General features: G+C 54.6%; 14 protein-coding genes. 12 read left to right on the plus strand and 2 right to left on the minus strand.

All coding sequences use genetic code 11. From position 1 onward, the window contains the following. Positions 1-166 precede the first annotated feature (166 nt). The 11 genes from WBG83_RS13845 to WBG83_RS13895 all read left to right on the plus strand — a co-directional run bounded on the left by WBG83_RS13845 (position 167) and on the right by WBG83_RS13895 (position 13066). On the plus strand, positions 167-1792 hold the full coding sequence (locus WBG83_RS13845) for an AraC family transcriptional regulator (RefSeq protein WP_336745696.1): 1626 nt from the start codon (positions 167-169) through the stop codon (positions 1790-1792). Positions 1793-1948: 156 nt separating this feature from the next. Further along, positions 1949-2926 carry an ABC transporter substrate-binding protein gene (locus tag WBG83_RS13850; protein WP_336745697.1) on the plus strand — a complete coding sequence of 326 codons (978 nt, stop codon included), beginning with the start codon at positions 1949-1951 and terminating at the stop codon, positions 2924-2926. Between the two features lie 607 nt (positions 2927-3533). Continuing rightward, on the plus strand, positions 3534-3812 hold the full coding sequence (locus WBG83_RS13855; protein ID WP_336745698.1) for a HesB/YadR/YfhF family protein: 279 nt from the start codon (positions 3534-3536) through the stop codon (positions 3810-3812). Between the two features lie 39 nt (positions 3813-3851). Continuing rightward, positions 3852-4610, plus strand: coding sequence for an SDR family NAD(P)-dependent oxidoreductase (locus tag WBG83_RS13860; RefSeq protein WP_336745699.1), 759 nt, complete (start codon positions 3852-3854; stop codon positions 4608-4610). Between the two features lie 77 nt (positions 4611-4687). Beyond that, positions 4688-5071: a family 43 glycosylhydrolase gene (locus WBG83_RS13865; RefSeq protein ID WP_336745700.1), complete on the plus strand. Its 384-nt coding sequence runs from the start codon at positions 4688-4690 to the stop codon at positions 5069-5071. Next, positions 5064-5582, plus strand: a complete 519-nt coding sequence (locus WBG83_RS13870) for a family 43 glycosylhydrolase (protein ID WP_336745701.1) — start codon at positions 5064-5066, stop codon at positions 5580-5582. Before WBG83_RS13865 ends, WBG83_RS13870 begins: the two co-directional genes overlap by 8 nt. A 688-nt stretch (positions 5583-6270) precedes the next feature. Beyond that, positions 6271-6570 (plus strand): hypothetical protein, encoded by a 300-nt coding sequence (locus WBG83_RS13875; protein ID WP_336745702.1) that lies wholly within the window; start codon positions 6271-6273, stop codon positions 6568-6570. A gap of 331 nt (positions 6571-6901) precedes the next feature. Continuing rightward, positions 6902-8248, plus strand: a complete 1347-nt coding sequence (locus WBG83_RS13880; protein ID WP_336745704.1) for a CapA family protein — start codon at positions 6902-6904, stop codon at positions 8246-8248. Positions 8249-8258: 10 nt separating this feature from the next. Further along, positions 8259-8978 (plus strand): glycerophosphodiester phosphodiesterase, encoded by a 720-nt coding sequence (locus WBG83_RS13885; RefSeq protein ID WP_336745705.1) that lies wholly within the window; start codon positions 8259-8261, stop codon positions 8976-8978. Positions 8979-9013: 35 nt separating this feature from the next. Next, on the plus strand, positions 9014-12247 hold the full coding sequence (locus WBG83_RS13890) for a S8 family serine peptidase (RefSeq protein ID WP_336745706.1): 3234 nt from the start codon (positions 9014-9016) through the stop codon (positions 12245-12247). A gap of 183 nt (positions 12248-12430) precedes the next feature. After that, positions 12431-13066 (plus strand): fumarylacetoacetate hydrolase family protein, encoded by a 636-nt coding sequence (locus tag WBG83_RS13895; RefSeq protein WP_336745708.1) that lies wholly within the window; start codon positions 12431-12433, stop codon positions 13064-13066. A gap of 70 nt (positions 13067-13136) precedes the next feature. Here the strand turns inward: WBG83_RS13895 and WBG83_RS13900 are convergent, their stop codons facing one another. Continuing rightward, a complete protein-coding gene (locus tag WBG83_RS13900) occupies positions 13137-14282 on the minus strand; it encodes an HD domain-containing phosphohydrolase (protein WP_336745709.1) in 1146 nt (381 codons plus the stop codon). A 174-nt stretch (positions 14283-14456) separates the two neighbouring features. Here WBG83_RS13900 and WBG83_RS13905 point away from each other — a divergent pair, with 174 nt between their 5' ends. Further along, the gene (locus WBG83_RS13905; protein WP_336745710.1) at positions 14457-15284 is read left to right on the plus strand and encodes a DUF92 domain-containing protein; all 828 of its coding nucleotides are present in this window, start codon (positions 14457-14459) and stop codon (positions 15282-15284) included. A gap of 37 nt (positions 15285-15321) precedes the next feature. Here WBG83_RS13905 and WBG83_RS13910 read toward each other — a convergent pair whose 3' ends face one another. Beyond that, positions 15322-17508, minus strand: a complete 2187-nt coding sequence (locus WBG83_RS13910; RefSeq protein WP_336745712.1) for an EAL domain-containing protein — start codon at positions 17506-17508, stop codon at positions 15322-15324. Positions 17509-17567: the final 59 nt, after the last annotated feature.

Below are 17567 nucleotides of genomic sequence, written 5' to 3' on the forward strand. Positions count from 1 at the left end.
ATGCTGCTTCCGCTCCGGTGGCTTATCGCCTGCACTTCTTATTATAGGCCTTGCCGCCGCTTTTGTACAAACACTTCCAGCTTCTCACATTGAATCGGCCATTTCTTTGTCGTACTATCGTACTATACATTGAGGATCATTCTCAGTAAGGAAAGGTTGAAGTCGAATGCAGCATAAGCTTCATGACGCCCGGCAGCTGGCCTCATATTATTACCGATTGGACAAAATTACATATACCGATTCCGGACGGGCTATGTTCCAGCCAAGCCCTTCATTATATACCCTGCTATTGTTTATGGAGGCGGGCGGGGAGATGATTATCGGCGGACAAGCCTATCCGCTTCGTCCGCAAAAAATGTTCCTGTTTCCTCCACACATCGAAGCGCTTTTTTCCATTCCGGCCGAGTATCCCGTAACCTATTATGAGCTGCGGTTTCAGGCGCTGGAGGCGGCGGCGGAGGGACAGTTCCTTCCGGCCAAGCTGGATCAGCCTTATGAGATCGTCGCGACCCATGTCCAGTTTCTTCTGAAGCTGGCCCATGAAATCGATGACAAGCACAAGAGCGCCGATCCGTGGGATAAAATGCAGGCCAATATTGTGTTTCAGGAAATGATCGTAGCGCTGTTTAAGGAGGCCGGAAACGAACGGAAGCTGGATGCGGATCAGGCTATCGCCAGCACCATAAGATATATGGAGCAAAATTACGCCTCGGCGGTAACCCGGGAGAAGCTGGCGGAGCTGGCCGGGATGAGCGCGGACTATTACTCCAAGCTGTTTAAGAAAAAAATAGGCAAAAGCCCGATGGAGCATTTAAACGATATCCGCATCAGGCATGCCAAGCAGGCGCTGATTTCATCGCGGAATTCCTTCCGCCACATTGCAGGCAGTGTAGGGTTCAGCGACGAATTTTATTTCAGCCGCAAATTCAAGGCCGCAACCGGCATTTCCCCGACCAATTATATAAAAAAAATTAAGTATTCCGACCGGATCGCTTCGCTGAAGCACGGGCTTACGGGGCATTTGATGGTGCTTGGCATCGAGCCGTATGCGGCACTGGTGAATGAGGTATATCCGATTACAACGGAGCTGCGCAATACGATTACTGTTGGCGATTCCAGGCCGGATCTGGAGAAGCTGATAACGGCGAAGCCGGATTTGATCGTAACCGGCGAATCGCGCGATTACGGCAAATCCCAGAAGGAGAAGCTGTTTGAGCAAATTGCGCCGACCATGACCTTAGCGTTTTTTGATACATGGCGTACCCACCTTCAATCGATTGCCAGGCTTGTCGGCAAGGAAAGGGAAGCCGATCTGTGGCTGGAGAGCTACGAGCTGGCGGCAGAAAAGCGCCGGGAGCAGCTTCATCGCCGGCTTGAGGGAGACACCATTCTTGTTCTCGCTATCGGGGAGGGCAAGCTGTGTGTATTCGGCCAGCGGAATATCGGGTCGGTGCTTTACGGCGATTTGCAGCTCGGTGTCCCCAAAGGGGTGGAGAACATACCGCATTATAAAGAAATCCGGATCGAGCAGCTGGCGGATTTCCAGGCTGACCGGATTTTGTTGACCAACTTCAGGAATGACGGATCACCGCAGGTCCGCCAGGCGATCCAGCGGGAGAGAAGCCGTTTGATCTCGCATGAGGTGTGGCAGGACCTTCGCGCGGTACGCAGCGGGACGGTACATACCATTTTTGAAAGGCAGCATCTCTATACCAGCTATAATTCTCTTTCCAACCGTCTCTTAATGGACCGGGCGTACAAGCTTCTAATGACGGATTCATCCAAACAGTAGACGTAAATGTCCATGTTCATCAAGTTCCGATTTCGTATAATTATTAATGATAATCAATATCAATCAAGCGGTTCGAGCGACGGACAAGCGTCATTCTGAAGCAAGCCGCCTGGTTCAAGAGAAAGGAACGGGGACATGTTGAGGGGAAGCAAGCTAGTGCTGATTATCACGGCTATGGTCATGCTGATGATCGGGGTGATGGGCTGCGGGGCGAGCGGCACCGCAGATTCACAGAAGCAAGCAACGGCAGGAAGCGGGGCAGAAAACGGCTCAGCCGCCAAGCCGGACGATGAGGTGCGCCTCATCAAGCATGAGATGGGCACGACTGAAATGAAAGGAACGCCCAAACGCGTCGTCACGCTGTATCAAGGCGGCACGGATGTGGTGGTGGCCTTGGGCGTGAAGCCTGTCGGTGTCGTGCAGGCGCATGGGGATAAGCCGGTTTACGATTATTTGAAAAATGAGCTGGAAGGCGTTCAGCTGCTCGGACTGGAAACGCAGCCGAACCTGGAGGAAATTTATAAGCTGAAGCCGGATTTGATCATTACGTCCAAATTCCGTCATGAAGCCATTAACGATCAATTGTCGAAGATTGCCCCGACCGTAATGGTCAAGGAGCTGTATGAATGGAAAGAAGGCCTGCAGCTGGCGGGCGAAGCCCTGAACCGGCAGGACGAGGCGAAGAGGCTGCTGGCGGACTGGGATAAACGGGTGGTTGATTTTAAAGCCAAAATGGGAGCGCGGCTCCCGATTGAAATTGCCATTATGAATTTCCGTTCGGATCATGCCCGGGTTTATTATATGGGCTACGCCGGCAAAATTCTTCAGGAGCTGGGCTTCACCCGTCCTCCGGGGCATGACAAGGACGTGTGGGGTACCAAGCTGAGCTCCAAAGAGAGCATCCCGGATTTGAACGCGGAGATGATCGTCAATTTCTATACCGGTACGGATACCAAGGCAATGGAGAAAACCTATGAAGAATGGACAAGCCATCCGCTTTGGAAAAATCTCGAAGCCTATAAAAGGAATCAAATTTATATGGTGGATGAGGTCAATTGGAATTTGGCCGGGGGTTATTTGACGGCCCACAAGCTGCTGGATGAGCTGTATGATATTTTCAAGCTGCAGAAGTAAGGCCAAGAGGGAGAAAAGAGAGGGAAGTCGACTCGTCTTTTCTCTTTTTTTACGGCACAAAGCCCGTTCTCTAAAGCATGAGATGAAAAGAGGGGGAGGTGTGTTTCATTTTTTATCGAGTTCAACAGGGAAGGCTGCCGCGAGCTGCTGCTCGTGCTGCTGACTGCGTTTGTTTCGAGCCTTGTTTTCGGCATAACCTCCCGATTCCGCTTGAAGCCGGGACGCTTCAGACTGTATTCCGGATGGGCTGCCGCATTACCGTGGACCCGCTGCTCGGGACGCCGCTATGCATTCCGCACCGCAAGGGAAGGAAGCTGATCTACGGCCGGGAAGAAGGACGCAGAGCTTGTGCCATAGCCGGATCACGGTGACAAGAAAGAGGCTCGCTCCCTCCGCTTTTACCTTTTTGGCCCGGCCCGCCAGAATGAAAATCAGGTATGACTTGTACGGAACTTATGGTAAGCTGTACCTGTGCCAGTTTGTTTTTTTGATCTGATGCCGCTTTAAACCAAGACGCAAACCGAGTACAATGAAGCTAGAACTGCAATGAATCCGTTTTCATCGTTCCAAGGAATGTCTACAATCCAGCGGAAGGAAGGTCAAATGGATGAATCTCATTGTTACTCCGGCAGCTGCATTTTGTTTCTTGAATGAGTGGGGCTATCAGGCGGGGGACTGTATTCGGCTGTACGTGCGTTATGCCGGCGAAGGCGGAAATGAGCCTTTCCGGCTCGGTATTGCCAAGGATGTGCCCTATGAAGCCGGGATTAGTGCCCAAACCGGCAAAATGACCTTTTATATGGAAAGCAGTGACATGTGGTTTTTGGACGGGAAGACGCTGACGGTAGACTGCCGGGGGGAGGACATTGAGTTTCGTCTGGCCTGATACCTGAAGCGTACGAGACATCAGGAGGAGGAGAGAAACATGCTGTCCGGAAAAAAATTAAACGGTTCCGTTGCGCTGGTGACGGGGGGCTCCAGGGGGCTCGGCCGCTGGATTTGCAAGGCCCTGGCCGACGAGGGCACCAGCGTGGCAGTGAATTACAACAGCAGCTCCGCCGATGCTGAGCGGACGGTAGAGCTGATTCAAGAGGCCGGAGGCAAGGCGGCGGCCTTCCGCGCCGACGTTACACAGGAAGCCGGCGTCGAAGGGCTGATGGACCAAATCAGCAAGCATTTCGGGCGTCCGGTCGATATTTTGGTCAACAATGCGACAGGACCGCAGCCAATGCTGTCTATCGAGGAGAGTACATGGGAGCTGTATTTGGACCAGCTTCATTTCTTTGTGAAGGCGCCGCTGCTGCTGGTGAAGGCCGTGCTGCCGCATATGAAGGCCCAAGGCCGCGGAAGCATTATCAATATTGGCAGTGAGGTCGTTCAGCTGGGCAATCCGAATTTCTCCAGCTATGTCACGGCTAAATCGTCCATGATTGGCATGACTCGTTCGTGGGCGAGCGAGCTCGGCCCGTCCGGCATCCGCGTCAACCTGATCGCACCCGGCTGGATTCCTGTGGAACGCCATGAAGGCGTTCAGACGGATCATTACAGCAAGCAGGTGCCGCTCAGAAAAATGGGAGAGCCCAGCGATATCGCATCGGCCATTGTCTTCCTGGCTTCGGAAGATGCCAAGTTTATTACCGGTCAGTGCCTGTCTGTCAACGGCGGAATGACCTTCGGAATTTAATAGGCCGGGACTCGCTCGCAAGCCGAAGCGAGTCCCGTTTGTTTACTTTTATTTCTAGCGGAGAAAGCGGGAGTTCAATGATACTGAATGAAGAAATTCAAATCCGGGATCCGTTCGTCCTCCCCGTAGAGAAGGAAGGAACCTATTATTTGTTCGGCAGCACGGACAAAAATATTTGGGGGCCGGGTACCGGCTTTGACGCGTATGTCGGGACGGATCTGAAGCAGTGGGAGGGTCCCTTTCCCGTGTTTCGTCCCGGCGAGGGCTTTTATTCGGAACGGAATTTCTGGGCGCCGGAGGTGCACGAGTACAAAGGACGCTATTACATGCTTGCCACCTTCCGGCGGAAGGACAATCAACTGCTGGGTACAGCCGTACTGGTATCGGACAGCCTGCTTGGCCCGTATGAGCCGCACAGTGACGGCCCTGTGACTCCCGAGGATTGGTGCTGCCTTGACTGACGGCACCTTGTTTGTGGACGACAGCGGACAGCCATGGATGGTATTTTGCCACGAGTGGCAGCAGGTAGGCGACGGCGAGGTGTGCGCAGTCCGGCTAACGGCAGATTTAACGTCCGCTGCCGGAGCGCCCGTGGTGTTATTTTGCGCTTCCGAGGCGCCGTGGACGACGCCGTTCATCTCGGAGAAATACCAGGATCAATTGAACTATGTTACGGATGGCCCGTTTTTGTTTCGTGCGGCGTCGGGGGCGCTGCTGATGCTGTGGGCCAGCTTCATTAACAACACCTACGCGCTGGGCATTGCCGTCTCGGCAAACGGGCAGATTACGGGGCCGTGGGTTCAGGAAGATCAGGCCTTGTTCCAGAGTGACGGAGGGCATGGCATGGTATTCCGGGCATTCGACGGCCGGCTGGTGCTGGCCATTCACGCTCCGAACCGTACGCCGAACGAGCGGCCGCACTTTTTTGAGCTGGAGGAGCATGAGCGGAGTTTTTCGTTGAAGCAGGTTTAAACTCAGGGCGCAAGGCAAGGCTCCCCTTTGCCGGGTAGGCGAAGGGGTTTTTGTTATGTACGCTTACGGCAGGTGATTTTCTGCGGTAAGGCTGTACTCTGAACAGGCAGAAACAACGGCCATCCGGGGAATCAAATCATCTCCAGCGTGGAGCCGGAAGCTGCGACCAGCTGAAACAAGCTGCAGGCAAACCAACGGCAAGCTCTTGCCCGAGTCACCGGAAGGGAACAAACGGTAGGCCGGCCGGGAAGCGCTTTTCCAGGTTCCCCTGTGTGTGCCGTGAGGAAAACGCCGGCATTTTTACAGTAAAGAGGTGCATAGTTATAATACAGCTGCTCCCGCTTATTTCTGTCTATAAAATAACTGGAGGGCTCTTTTCTTCGTTATATGCCCGCTAATCGAAGAACTTCAAATTTCTGGAAGCTTACAATCCGCTGATAAAATAGAAAGAATTGTAGAAATTTCTTGGTGAATAAAAAGATGATTCTGAAGTTATGGGTATAAAGGACCTTTATTTTTGTTGGAAAATAAAAAAAATTCCTCTGTATATGAAAATTAATGGGTATTTATACCTATTTTATTTGAAATAATGGAAAAATTTATTCGTTTTTGCAATTGACAATAACTGCATATCGGTTTATGATTTCATTTGTATCAGGAAAACAATTACATATAAGGAGAGGTTATAGTGAATCCACAACCTTCAACCAACCCTGGCTTTCAAGCAGCGAATGCTCAAACAGCGCCAGTTTTGACTGTAAAAGATTGGTTTATTACGTACCTGATTACTTTCATTCCTATCGTGAACATCATTATGCTGTTTGTCTGGGGGTTCGGCGGCGACACAAACCCGTCGAAGGCTAACTGGGCCAAAGCAGCACTGCTGTGGCTGCTTATCAGTATTGTTGTTTCGATTATTTTTTATGTTGTATTCGCTGTTTTACTTGCCGGGATTTTCGGTGCTGCTATGAATTCGTCAAACTTCTAAGCCAATAAGCCAATAAGAAACAGATAGCTGTCGACGATAAGGTCGGCAGCTTTTTTTACTCTCGCCTGAACGGAACGGGCAGTGTTATCGTCTGCTCTTTGATCCCCATTGTAATAAAAAAAATTTATACTTGAACAAAAATTGAGATCTGGATAGCGTGCTCTTATCCCGTTGATGGCGCCTTTAGATTTACAAAAAAATAGTAAATGAAGCGGATAACTGATGAATGGGAACGGAAAAAACAATTATAGTAAAACGGGGACTATTCATTTTTGATATAATAGTAGACGGAGAAATTTGTTTACTACATTCATAGAGGAGATTATCGCACATGAGCCTGTCACGGACGGAACGCCGCGAGTTGGAGCGCCAGCGGAGGCGGCGCCGGAACAGCCGCTTGTTCGCCGGTCTGCTCGCCCTTATCGGCCTGCTTTTGATTGCGGCTGTCGTTTTACTGGGCTATAACATCCTCATGTCCAGGCCTGCGCTGCCAGCGTCCAGCGGCATTGAAGCCGGCGCCGGCATGGATGAGGCTGCATCCGCAGGACAGCAAGCCGGAGGCTCCTCCCAAGGCCAGGCGCGGGTCGGGAATTCTTCCGGCAGCAAGCCGGAGACCGCCGTTCCTACAGAAGGCGCAGCCCGGAACGGGAATGCTTCCGGTATAGGCACGGCTGGACAAGGTGCGGCCGGAGGCGGCGCGTCTGTGCCGGAGAAAGCTTCCTCAGGCGATGAGCCGCGTGTGACCATGGCGTTTGTCGGTGATGTAATGTGGGCGAGCACGGTAGAGGATGTGCTGAAGCGCAGCGGCTACGATTATCCTTATCTGGAGGTGCGGGAGCTGCTTCAGAAGGCGGATATCAGCATTGCCAACCTGGAGACGCCTGTAACGGACAGGGGCAAAGGAACGGGTGTAAATGCTTATGAGTACAAGTCTTCACCCAAGGCGCTCTCCGCCTTCAAAGAAGCGGGATTCGATGTGGTGAACCTGGCCAATAATCATATTTTGGACTACGGCGTGACGGGACTGCTGGATACGATAAAGCATTTGGATGCGCATGGCCTGCGCTATTTCGGAGCCGGCTCCAATATCGAGGCGGCCTATGAGCCCGCTATATTGGAAGTAAACGGGTTTAACATCGCCTTTCTCGGCTTCAGCCGGTTTATTCCCGTCGCATCCTGGAAGGCCGGAAAAAACCAGGCCGGCGTTGCGGAAACATACAGCACCATCCTGCCGCTGGAGGCGATCCGCAAAGCCAAGGCAGCGGCGGATTTTGTCATCGTTGTCCCGCATTGGGGCGTAGAGCGCGAAGATACACCGGCGAATTACCAAAAAAATTTAGCTTATCAATATATTGATGCCGGGGCGGATCTCATCGTCGGAGGACATCCGCACGTGCTGCAAGGGTTTGAGACGTACAAGGGCAAATGGATAGCCTACAGTCTGGGTAATTTCATCTTCACCAAAAACCCGCTTGCCAAAACGTGGGATTCGGCAATTTTACAGGCAAGCTGCGGCAAAATCTCCGGCTGTTCCCTGAATGTCGTTCCCGTGCTTACCGAGCTGGCGAATCCGAAGCCGCTGGAAGGAGAAGCGGCCGCGAAGCTGCTGGCGCGATTAAGCAGTCTTTCAATCAATGCCAAGGTGCTGCCGGACGGTTCTGTCCGGGCCAAGGAATAGGAGGACGCCGATGGTTGCAAATCCGTGCTTTGCTCACCGGGGCTGGTCAGGACGGGCTCCGGAAAATACGATGGCGGCGTTTCGAATGGCGCTTGGTAATTCCCGTGTGACCGGAATAGAGCTTGATGTTCAGCTCAGCCGGGACGGCCAGCCCGTCGTCATTCATGATTATACGCTGGAACGGACGACCGACGGGTCAGGCTGGGTTAAGGATACAACTTTTACGGAGCTTGCACGGCTGGATGCAGGAAGCTGGTACAGCCCCGCATTCGCCAAGGAACGGATTCCGCATCTTGATGAGGTGCTGCGTTTGGCGAAGCATCGTACGATGCTCAACCTTGAGCTGAAAACAACGGGCGGTCTGTATCCGGAGCTTGCCTCCGTTGTCGCGGAGCGCATCATCCGGAACGGGATGGAGCAGCAGGTGGTGGTAACCTCCTTTGATCATGAGGCCGCCCGGCAAGTTCACTCGCTGGCCCCGGCTATCAGGACCGGGCTGCTTTTTGAGGGGCTGCCGCCAATGAGCAAGGAACAGCTTGCGGCGGCGGGAGCAGCCATGCTTTCCGTTCATTACCGCTTCATTACCAGAGAGCTGGCGGATTGGTGTGAGGCGCAGCAAATCGGCTTGATGGCGTGGACGGTGGACGAACCGGAAGCTATCCAGGCCTTGGCCGCATGGAGCCCTGCTATTTGGATATGTACGAATCATCCTGATCGGCTGTTGACCTAAAATTTATATTTCGGTACTCAAGGAGGGAAAACGATTTGCTCAACCATATGAAGCCGCTCTGGCTGGCTGCCATGCTGCTGATTTCATCGGTGCTGCCCGGCTTCGGCATCGGGTACACGCATGCGGCTGCCTTGCAGGGAGGCCAGCAAACTCAAGGGGTGTCCATTCATGGTCGCGCTGCAGTGACGGGTCATCAAGACGGACCGGCGGAGGTACGGCGGACGCGTGTCGCTTCACACGACCAATTGGTTGTACCGGGCAAGATCGCCGTCAAATACAGAAGCAATCATGCCGTTATGGGCCTGCGCGCCTATTCTGCGAGCGTCCTTGCGGACACCAGTCCGGCCCCGTCCTATGAGGAAATTGAAGTTCCCTCCGACAAGACTGCGGATGAGACCATCCTGGCTTTGCAGAACCATCCCGATGTTGAATACGCCGAGCCGGTCTATTGGATGAAGGCGCTGGAGGCGCCCGCTGTAACTGACGCAGGAAGCGGCGGCGAGTCTGACCCGCTTGCAAGCCCCAATGACCCGGACTACACGGCGGGGAAGCAGTGGGGGGCAACGGTAACGAATATGACATACGCATGGAGCAAGGTGCCTGATCGCAGCAGCGTTAAAATCGCTGTCCTCGATACCGGTGTGGACGGGCAGCACGAGGAATTGGCCGGCAGGGTAATGGCAGGCTATGATTTCGTGAACAATCGTCCGATTGTGCAGGGCGCGCAAAGCGACGACAACGGGCACGGCACCGCGGTAGCCGGTGTTATCGCCGCTGCTGCGAATAATCAGCTCGGTATCGCCGGAATTGCGGCGGGGGCCTACATTATTCCGGTCAAGGTATTGGATGCGAGGGGCAGCGGCACTTCCACTGCCACCAGCGAGGCCATTCGCTGGGCGGCGGATCATGGAGCCGATATCATTAACCTCAGCATCGGACGGGAGCGGTACCGGATGGTGGATGGCGTGCAAAAGGAAAATACATCCTCCATGGAGATGGATGCCGTGAATTATGCTGTTTCCCGGGGAGTTGTCGTCATCGCTTCGACAGGCAATGACAGCAATCACTATACCGCTGGTCAGCCCGGCGATCTGCCGAGCGCCAACATACCGGATAACAGCATCGCCTATGATGTGCCGGTTAATTTCCCGGCGGCTCTTCCGAATGTCTTGGCGGTAGGCGCCGTAGATTTGGTGAACGGAAAGGTGCAGCTGGCCGATTTCTCGAATGTGGGGCCTGAAGTGGATGTTGTGGCCCCGGGCGTCCGGATCTATACCCTGAGAAACGGCGGCGGGTATGTGCAGGAGGCTGGAACCTCTGTGGCGGCGCCGTATGTTTCCGGCTTGGCAGCGCTGCTCAAGGCCGCTAATATGAATGTCGGCCCGGAGCAGATGAAGCGAATATTAAAGGAAACCGCGCAGGATCTCGGCACTCTGGGGAGCGATTCCTGGTATGGCAGCGGCCTGATTGACGGCCAGGCTTCCTTTGCTGTACCGAGGCTGCACATGACACACACCGGGGGCGAATTAAACCGGCAGGGTGAGCTGAACTTTAGAATCGAAAGCGAGGATTATCAAGGGAACGTCGCGGAGCTGGTTTACGGAACAGCCGCTCTGAATGTCAAGCTGACCGATCCGGCCACAGGCCAAACGCTGCGTGAGCAGCGCAGTACGATAGCCAAGACGGATTTCGGTCATGTTACTTTTGCGCTTACCGAGGCGGGGACGTATGAGATTCAAGCCGACGACAGTGATCAGGAGAAGCTGGTAGCCAGTGAGGTTACTACAGCGTCCATTTTACCGGAGCCTCCGAGTGCTAGCCCGGGGTCCGGCACCTACATAAGCACGGTTGCAATCCATCTGACAAGCACGGAGACGGGGGCGGCCATTTATTACACGACGGATGGAAGCACGCCGGTTGCGGGCACGACGCCGACGATGCAGTATACAGGTCCCTTTACGCTTAAGAACAGTACCAATTTGAAGGTTATAGCAGTCAAACATAAAACGGTCAGCCCCGTCAAAACGTTCAATTACACGATCATAGGCAGCTCGTCGGGAGGCGGCGGAGGCGGGGGCGGGATTTATCTGGAGCCGGAGGAGCCGAAGCCGGAAATTACAGGCGAAACGCTGACGATCCAAGGCAACGAAGACTCGTGGAAAAAAACGCTTGCCGCCGAGGATCAGCAGGCCTTACTTATTGATGCGCGTGCCGATCGCCCGATTCAGGTCGTGCATGTCGTCATGAATGCTTCGGTCATCAGCTTGGCCGAAGAACGGAATAAACCCATCCGTATCCAGACAAACAAACAAATCCTCGAGCTGCCGCCGGGCGTACTGTTTGTCGGGAACATTACCGGCACAGTGGAGCTTACAATTACCGACCGGGCGATGAGCAGCCGGATGCTGAAGGCGAAGCCGCAAAACCTGCTGGACAAAATGGCGGTCAGCGATCTGGAGCTTAAGGTAGAAGGCCAAGCGATTCAAGGCTTGAATAAGCCGGTTACTGTGGTCTGGCTTTTGCCTGACGGGATGACAGGCGACTCGAAGAAGCTGGGAATTTATTATTATAACACGGCGTCCGGACAGTGGGGCTACATCGGCGGCCGGATTCAGGACAGCGGGGAGAAGCAAGGGATCAGCGCTGCACTAAGCCACTTCTCGTCTTATGTGGTCATGGAGTACACCGGAACGTTCGAAGATTTAGCCGGTCATTGGGCCAGAACAGAGGTCGAGCTGCTTGCAGCCCGGCATGTGATCAGCGGGGTAAGCGACAGCAGCTTTGCCCCCGAGACGAAGGTGTCCCGCGCCGAATTTGCCGCACTTCTTGTGCGGGGACTCGGCTCCAAGGCCAAGGCCGGTTCTGTCAGCAAGCCGCGAATTTTTACCGATGTGCTGGACACTGCCTGGTACAGGGACGTCGTCTACATGGCTTATGAAGCCGGACTGATTAACGGCATTAGCGAGAGCCGGTTCGACCCGCAGGCTCCGATTACCCGCGAGCAAATGGCATCGATGCTGATGCGGGCGTACAGGACCGCTGCCGGCCAAGTCTGGGACATGGAGGAGGGGGGCGAGACGGAGCGGAGCTCCTACGCCGATGAGGACTCCATCTCGGAATGGGCGAGACAAAGTGTTTACGGCGCTGCAGATACAGGCTTGATGAGCGGGCTTCCCGGCGGATTTTTTATGCCGCTGGATCACGCGACGCGCGCCCAAGCTGCGGTAGTCGTCAAGAGACTGCTTGATTTGACGGACGGTTCGGACTAAGGGAATGCCCTGGAAGACGCTGGACATGCGGCGGCTTTCGGGGCGTTTGTTTTTCGGCTTGCCCGGTGGCAAGGAAGCTGAGCAGGGCGAGTATGAGTTCTGTTTTTGTCCAGCCTCCGAATTGAGCTATAATGGAGGAAGTGCCTTATACAACAAGCGGTTGAGACAAAGGAGAGAAATCGAATGAGCGCTTTGGATGGGATTCGCAACATTTACTGTGTCGGCCGTAATTACCGGCTGCACGCCGCCGAACTGGGCAATGATGTACCGGAGGAGCCGATGCTGTTTACGAAGCCGACGCACGCGCTGGTGCCGCTGGATGGGCAGGTCATTACACTTCCCGGCGCAAAGGGCGAGCTTCATCATGAAGTGGAGCTGGTTGTTCGTATCGGCCGCAGCTACGAGCCGGGGGTAACCGCAGACGAGCTGATTGACGGCATGGCGCTTGGGCTTGACTTGACCTTGCGCGACGTGCAGAGCGTATTGAAGAAAAAGGGGCATCCGTGGCTGGCAGCCAAAGGGTTCCTGCATTCGGCTCCGATTACAGCCTTCCGCCCTTTTCCGGGCGTAGAGCAAGCTGGATTGAAGTCTTTTTCCCTACTCAAAAACGGCGTACAGGTGCAGCGCGGGGTGACAACGGACATGATTTTCAGTCTGCAGCACCTGCTGGATTACTGCGCCCTTCATTATGGCTTGGGGGCAGGGGATATTATTTTTACCGGCACACCGGCCGGAGTATCTCCGCTGGCAGACGGCGACCAGGTAAGCTTGCGCTGGGATGAAGAAACATGGGGGGAGGCAGCCTTCCGGTTGATATAAAATAATGAACTGGGGCTGCCTGGCCTTCAAGTGCCGGGCAGCCCCATCGTGCAGAACGTTCAGTTCAGGCCTACATATCCTTGTATAGGTTTTGTATTTTCAATATATCAGGCAAGCTTTTCATCAGCACATCTACAATTAGCGGGTCAAAATGCTGTCCCCGTTCCTCCTGAAACAGCTGCAGGATACGGTCCAGCGGCCATGCCTTTTTGTAAACCCGTTCACAGCTTAAGGCATCGAACACATCGGCCACGGCGGTAATACGCCCGTACAGGTGGATCTCATCCCCCTTCAGGCCGCGCGGATACCCCCCGCCGTTCCATTTCTCATGATGCTCATGGGCCACAATAGCCGCAGCTTGGAGCAGCCGCCGGGTGGAAGCTTTGAGCAGGTTATAGCCGATGGTCGTATGGGTTTTCATCAGCTCAAATTCCTCTTCAGTTAATTTGCCCGGCTTATTGAGAATAGTATCCGGAATCGCCACTTTACCGATATCATGCATGGGAGAAGCGACCTTGAGCAGCTCGGCTTCCGTAGGGCTTAAGCCTAAACCCAGTGCCAGTATATAGGAATATTCGGCCACACGCTTTACATGGCAGCCGGTTTCCTGAGAGCGGCTTTCGCCGATTTCGCCCATTGTAAAAATAATTTCCTTCTGCGTTTCCTCGATTTCCTGCGTTAGCTGGGCGGCTTCCAGCGATTTGCCGGAGTAGGAGGCGGCGAGGGTCAAATTCCGGACATCGGCTTCGGTAAATACCGCACTCGAGGTCAGCTTGTTAATTGCCTGGTATGCGCCCATCATCTTCCCTTCGTTATTGCGGAACGGAATGACCATAATGGCTTTGGTGCAGTATCCGGTCTCCTTATCGGTATTGTACCAGCGCGGGTCCAGATAGGCGTCATCGATGAACACCGGCTCGCCGGTTTCAATCGCGTGGCCGACAAGGCCGCTGCTGCTCGGAATTTTCAGCTCGGGTACGCCATGCGCCACCTTGGTTCGGAGCCATTCTCCCTCCAGCAGCCAGACCGTGCAGCGGTCGGAAACGACGATTTCTTTGCCCATATCCGCCATGAGCATCAGGACGTTATCCAGATTGCGCTCGTTGGCGATTTTGGCTGTATAATCAAAAATAATCCGAAGCAGCTCCTCGGAATCAGGCTCTGATTGGTAAGGGTGCTGCCCGAATTGCTGCCCGAATTCAGATGAATCGTCCACGGAGGGCCCTCCCTTGTCGTGCAATAACATGCTGAAAAAGATGCTTCATAACTGTATTCCCCGCTAACAGGGAATCTTCCTGCTTCGGTTAAAAATAATTCATCGATAAATGTCGAAAATTGAATCCTCCGGGCTTGTGCCGGATTGAATTGTCGGAAGGGAGCGTGCAAATCCATGGATTGGTGGATTGGCGGGGCGGGTAGTCTATGCATTGCAGCGCTTGCCTATTGGCGCGGCTGGTTGTCGCGCAGCGGGGCCATCGCCGCAGGATTGACGGGAACGCTGCTGTATGCGCTTGGCACATCGCCATGGTTCGGGCTGATGATCGCCTTTTTTATCACTTCTTCCGTATTGTCCAAATGGAAGCGTGAACGTAAACGGCAGGCGGAAAGCGGATATGAAAAAAGCGGAGCCCGTGATGCCGGACAGGTGCTTGCCAACGGGGGGATGGGGGTGCTGCTGTGTGTGCTGCATGCGTTATGGCCGCAGGAGGCCTCCCTCTGGGCAGCCTATGTCGGGGTCATGGCGGCGGTAACCGCCGATACGTGGGCGACGGAGGTGGGGGGTCTTAGCCGGACAGCGCCCCGTTCGATATTAAACGGCCGGAAGGTGCCGGCCGGCACCTCCGGCGGGGTAACGCCGCTGGGAATCATGGCGTCCCTTGCCGGAGGCACATTTATCGGCGCGGCTGCATGGGGGCTTGCAGCGCTGCTGCCCGACGCCTCCCGGCCGCATGAGGCTGCGCTGCCACTGGCACTGCTGCCTGCGCTGGGCGCCGCCGGAGGGCTAATCGGCTCATTGGCGGATTCGCTGCTCGGGGCAACCCTCCAGCAGACGTACCGCTGCACCGTATGCGGGCGCGAGCTGGAGCGAAGCGAGCACTGCGGCCGCTCGGCCATGCGTGCGCGTGGGCTGCGCGGCATGAACAACGATGCCGTGAACGTCCTCGGATCATGGATCGGCGGGGCGGCAGCGGTGCTCTTGTGGGTTATTATTCGTTGATAAGTGCAGCTGCAGCTAACCTGTCTAACACGCTCGTTTAACCCATTCGGGGCGCTTTGGAGCCCGCGGTCATTTCGTGCTGCAGCAGCAGCTCGGCTTCCCCGGCGGGAACGGGACGGGAGAAATAATAGCCCTGCATTCGTTCGCAGCCGAGCTGGCGGAGGGCGAGCTGCTGGGATTCGTGCTCCACACCCTCGGCGAGCACATTCAGCTGCAAACTGTGGGCAAGGGAGAGAATGGATTGTACGAAGGTGATTCCATTTTCTGCAAACGTCATATCACGAATGAAGGAACGGTCGATTTTGAGCGTATCCACAGGCAGCCGCCGCAAATAATGCAGCGAGCTGTACCCGGTGCCGAAATCATCGATGGCGATACTGACGCCGAGCTGCTTAATCCGCTCCAGCTTTTCAATAACCTGTTCTGTGCCTTGAAGGCCGACACTCTCTGTAATTTCGAGCTCCAGTGTGCCGGGCTCCAGGCGCTGTTCTTGTACAATTCGTTCCACGACAGATATAAGCCGTTCTTCCTGAAACTGGCGCATGGAAATATTTACGGCGATCGTGATGGGCGGCAGTCCGGCGTCCCGCCACAATTGGTTTTGCCGGCAGGCTGTTTCCAGCACCCATTCCCCCAGCGGAACGATGAGCCCGGTTTCTTCTGCCAGCGGAATGAAATCCTGCGGCGGAACCAAGCCGCGCTCCGGATGCAGCCAGCGCAGCAACGCTTCCATGCCCGAGATACGCCCGCTCGCCCCGTCGATCTGAGGCTGATAATAGAGCATAAACTGCTTTTTCTCCACAGCCTGCCGAAGCTCCTTTTCCAGCGTCATGCGCCGCTGGATCGTTTCATTCATTTCCGTTTCAAAAAAAATATAGCCGTTCTGCTGCTTTTCCTTCATCCGGTACATCGCAATGTCCGCAAATTGCAGCAGCTGCTCGGCGGTGCTTCCATTTTCAGGGTACAGGCTGATGCCGATGCTCATAGAAACGAACAGGGAATAGCCGTCCCAGGTGACAGGCTCGCTGAAATTGGAGATCATCCGCTGGGCAAGCTGCTCGGCGTCGGCGGGCAGGGCATTTTGGAGCAGGATGACGAACTCATCCCCGCTTAGCCTGGCGAGTGCTCCACGTCCATTCAGACAGCCGTTGATCCGATTGGCCGTTTCTTGAAGCAGGCGATCTCCTGCCGCATGGCCCATCGTATCGTTAACCAGCTTGAAGCGATTCAGATCAATAAACAGCAGCGACATCGGCGATCCATCTCGGGCGGATTGCTCAATGGCACCAGAGAGCATCTGAAAAAACAGCAGCCGATTCGGCAGCCCGGTTAATGTATCATGGTAAGCCAAATGCTGAACGGTTGCCTCCGCCATTTTGCGGATGGTGATATTTTGGGCAATCACGTAAGCGCCGACTAAGCGATCCTCGACGGTGATAGGGATAACGGTCATATTCACGTCGATGAGCTGCTCTTTTTTGTGCTGGAGCCGGATTTCAAACTGCATGGAGCCCGCTTCATTCCGAAGATTGGTCAGCATCGACAGGACGGCTCCCCTGTCGTCTGAATGAAACAGCATCGTGAAGGGCTGCTCCAGCAGCTCCCGTGCCGTGAAGCCGGTCAATCGCTCTGCGGCTGGATTTACACTCAAGAAACGGCCGTCCAGGTTAAGCCACACCACCATATCCGGATTGTGCTCAAACATGGATTTATAGCGCTGCTCACTGACCATCAGCCGCTTCTCGTCCCATTTTTGTTTTGTGATGTCGTGGGTAATGAGCATGTAGCCAATCGCCTTGCCCCGCCATCCTGCCAGCCGCTTGGCTTTGACCTGCACAATGCTGAACGGGCCCTGCTTGGGCTTAATCCACATTTCTTGAACGACGGACTGCTCTCCGGCGAGAAGCCGTGCCATCGGGTGCTGGCTGGGCTCCAGCGGGGTCGTACCGTCCATATGGTACAAACCGGTTTCCATGCCGGGTTCTGCCGGATCGGGGGGCAGCCCCAGCTTGCGGCCGGATGAATTCACGAGGCGCTGCCGCCCTTGGCAGGTATAAATATAAATTCCGTCGTCCATATGATCCAGAACGGCCTTGACGTAATGCCGCCTCAAATAAAGGTTCTCCAGCAGCCATCTCGCCCCAAGAAAGGCCGCATACAGGAAGAACGCGGCGGCAAGGATCAACAGGCCGCTGGATAGCTGTGGCGGAACAGGAAAGCGCATCTAAAAACACGTCCTTGAGAAGTAGTAAATGAATTACATTTCATCTTAATCGATAATCA

The organism is Paenibacillus sp. y28, from assembly GCF_037137075.1.
GTDB lineage: Bacteria > Bacillota > Bacilli > Paenibacillales > NBRC-103111 > JBBBNV01.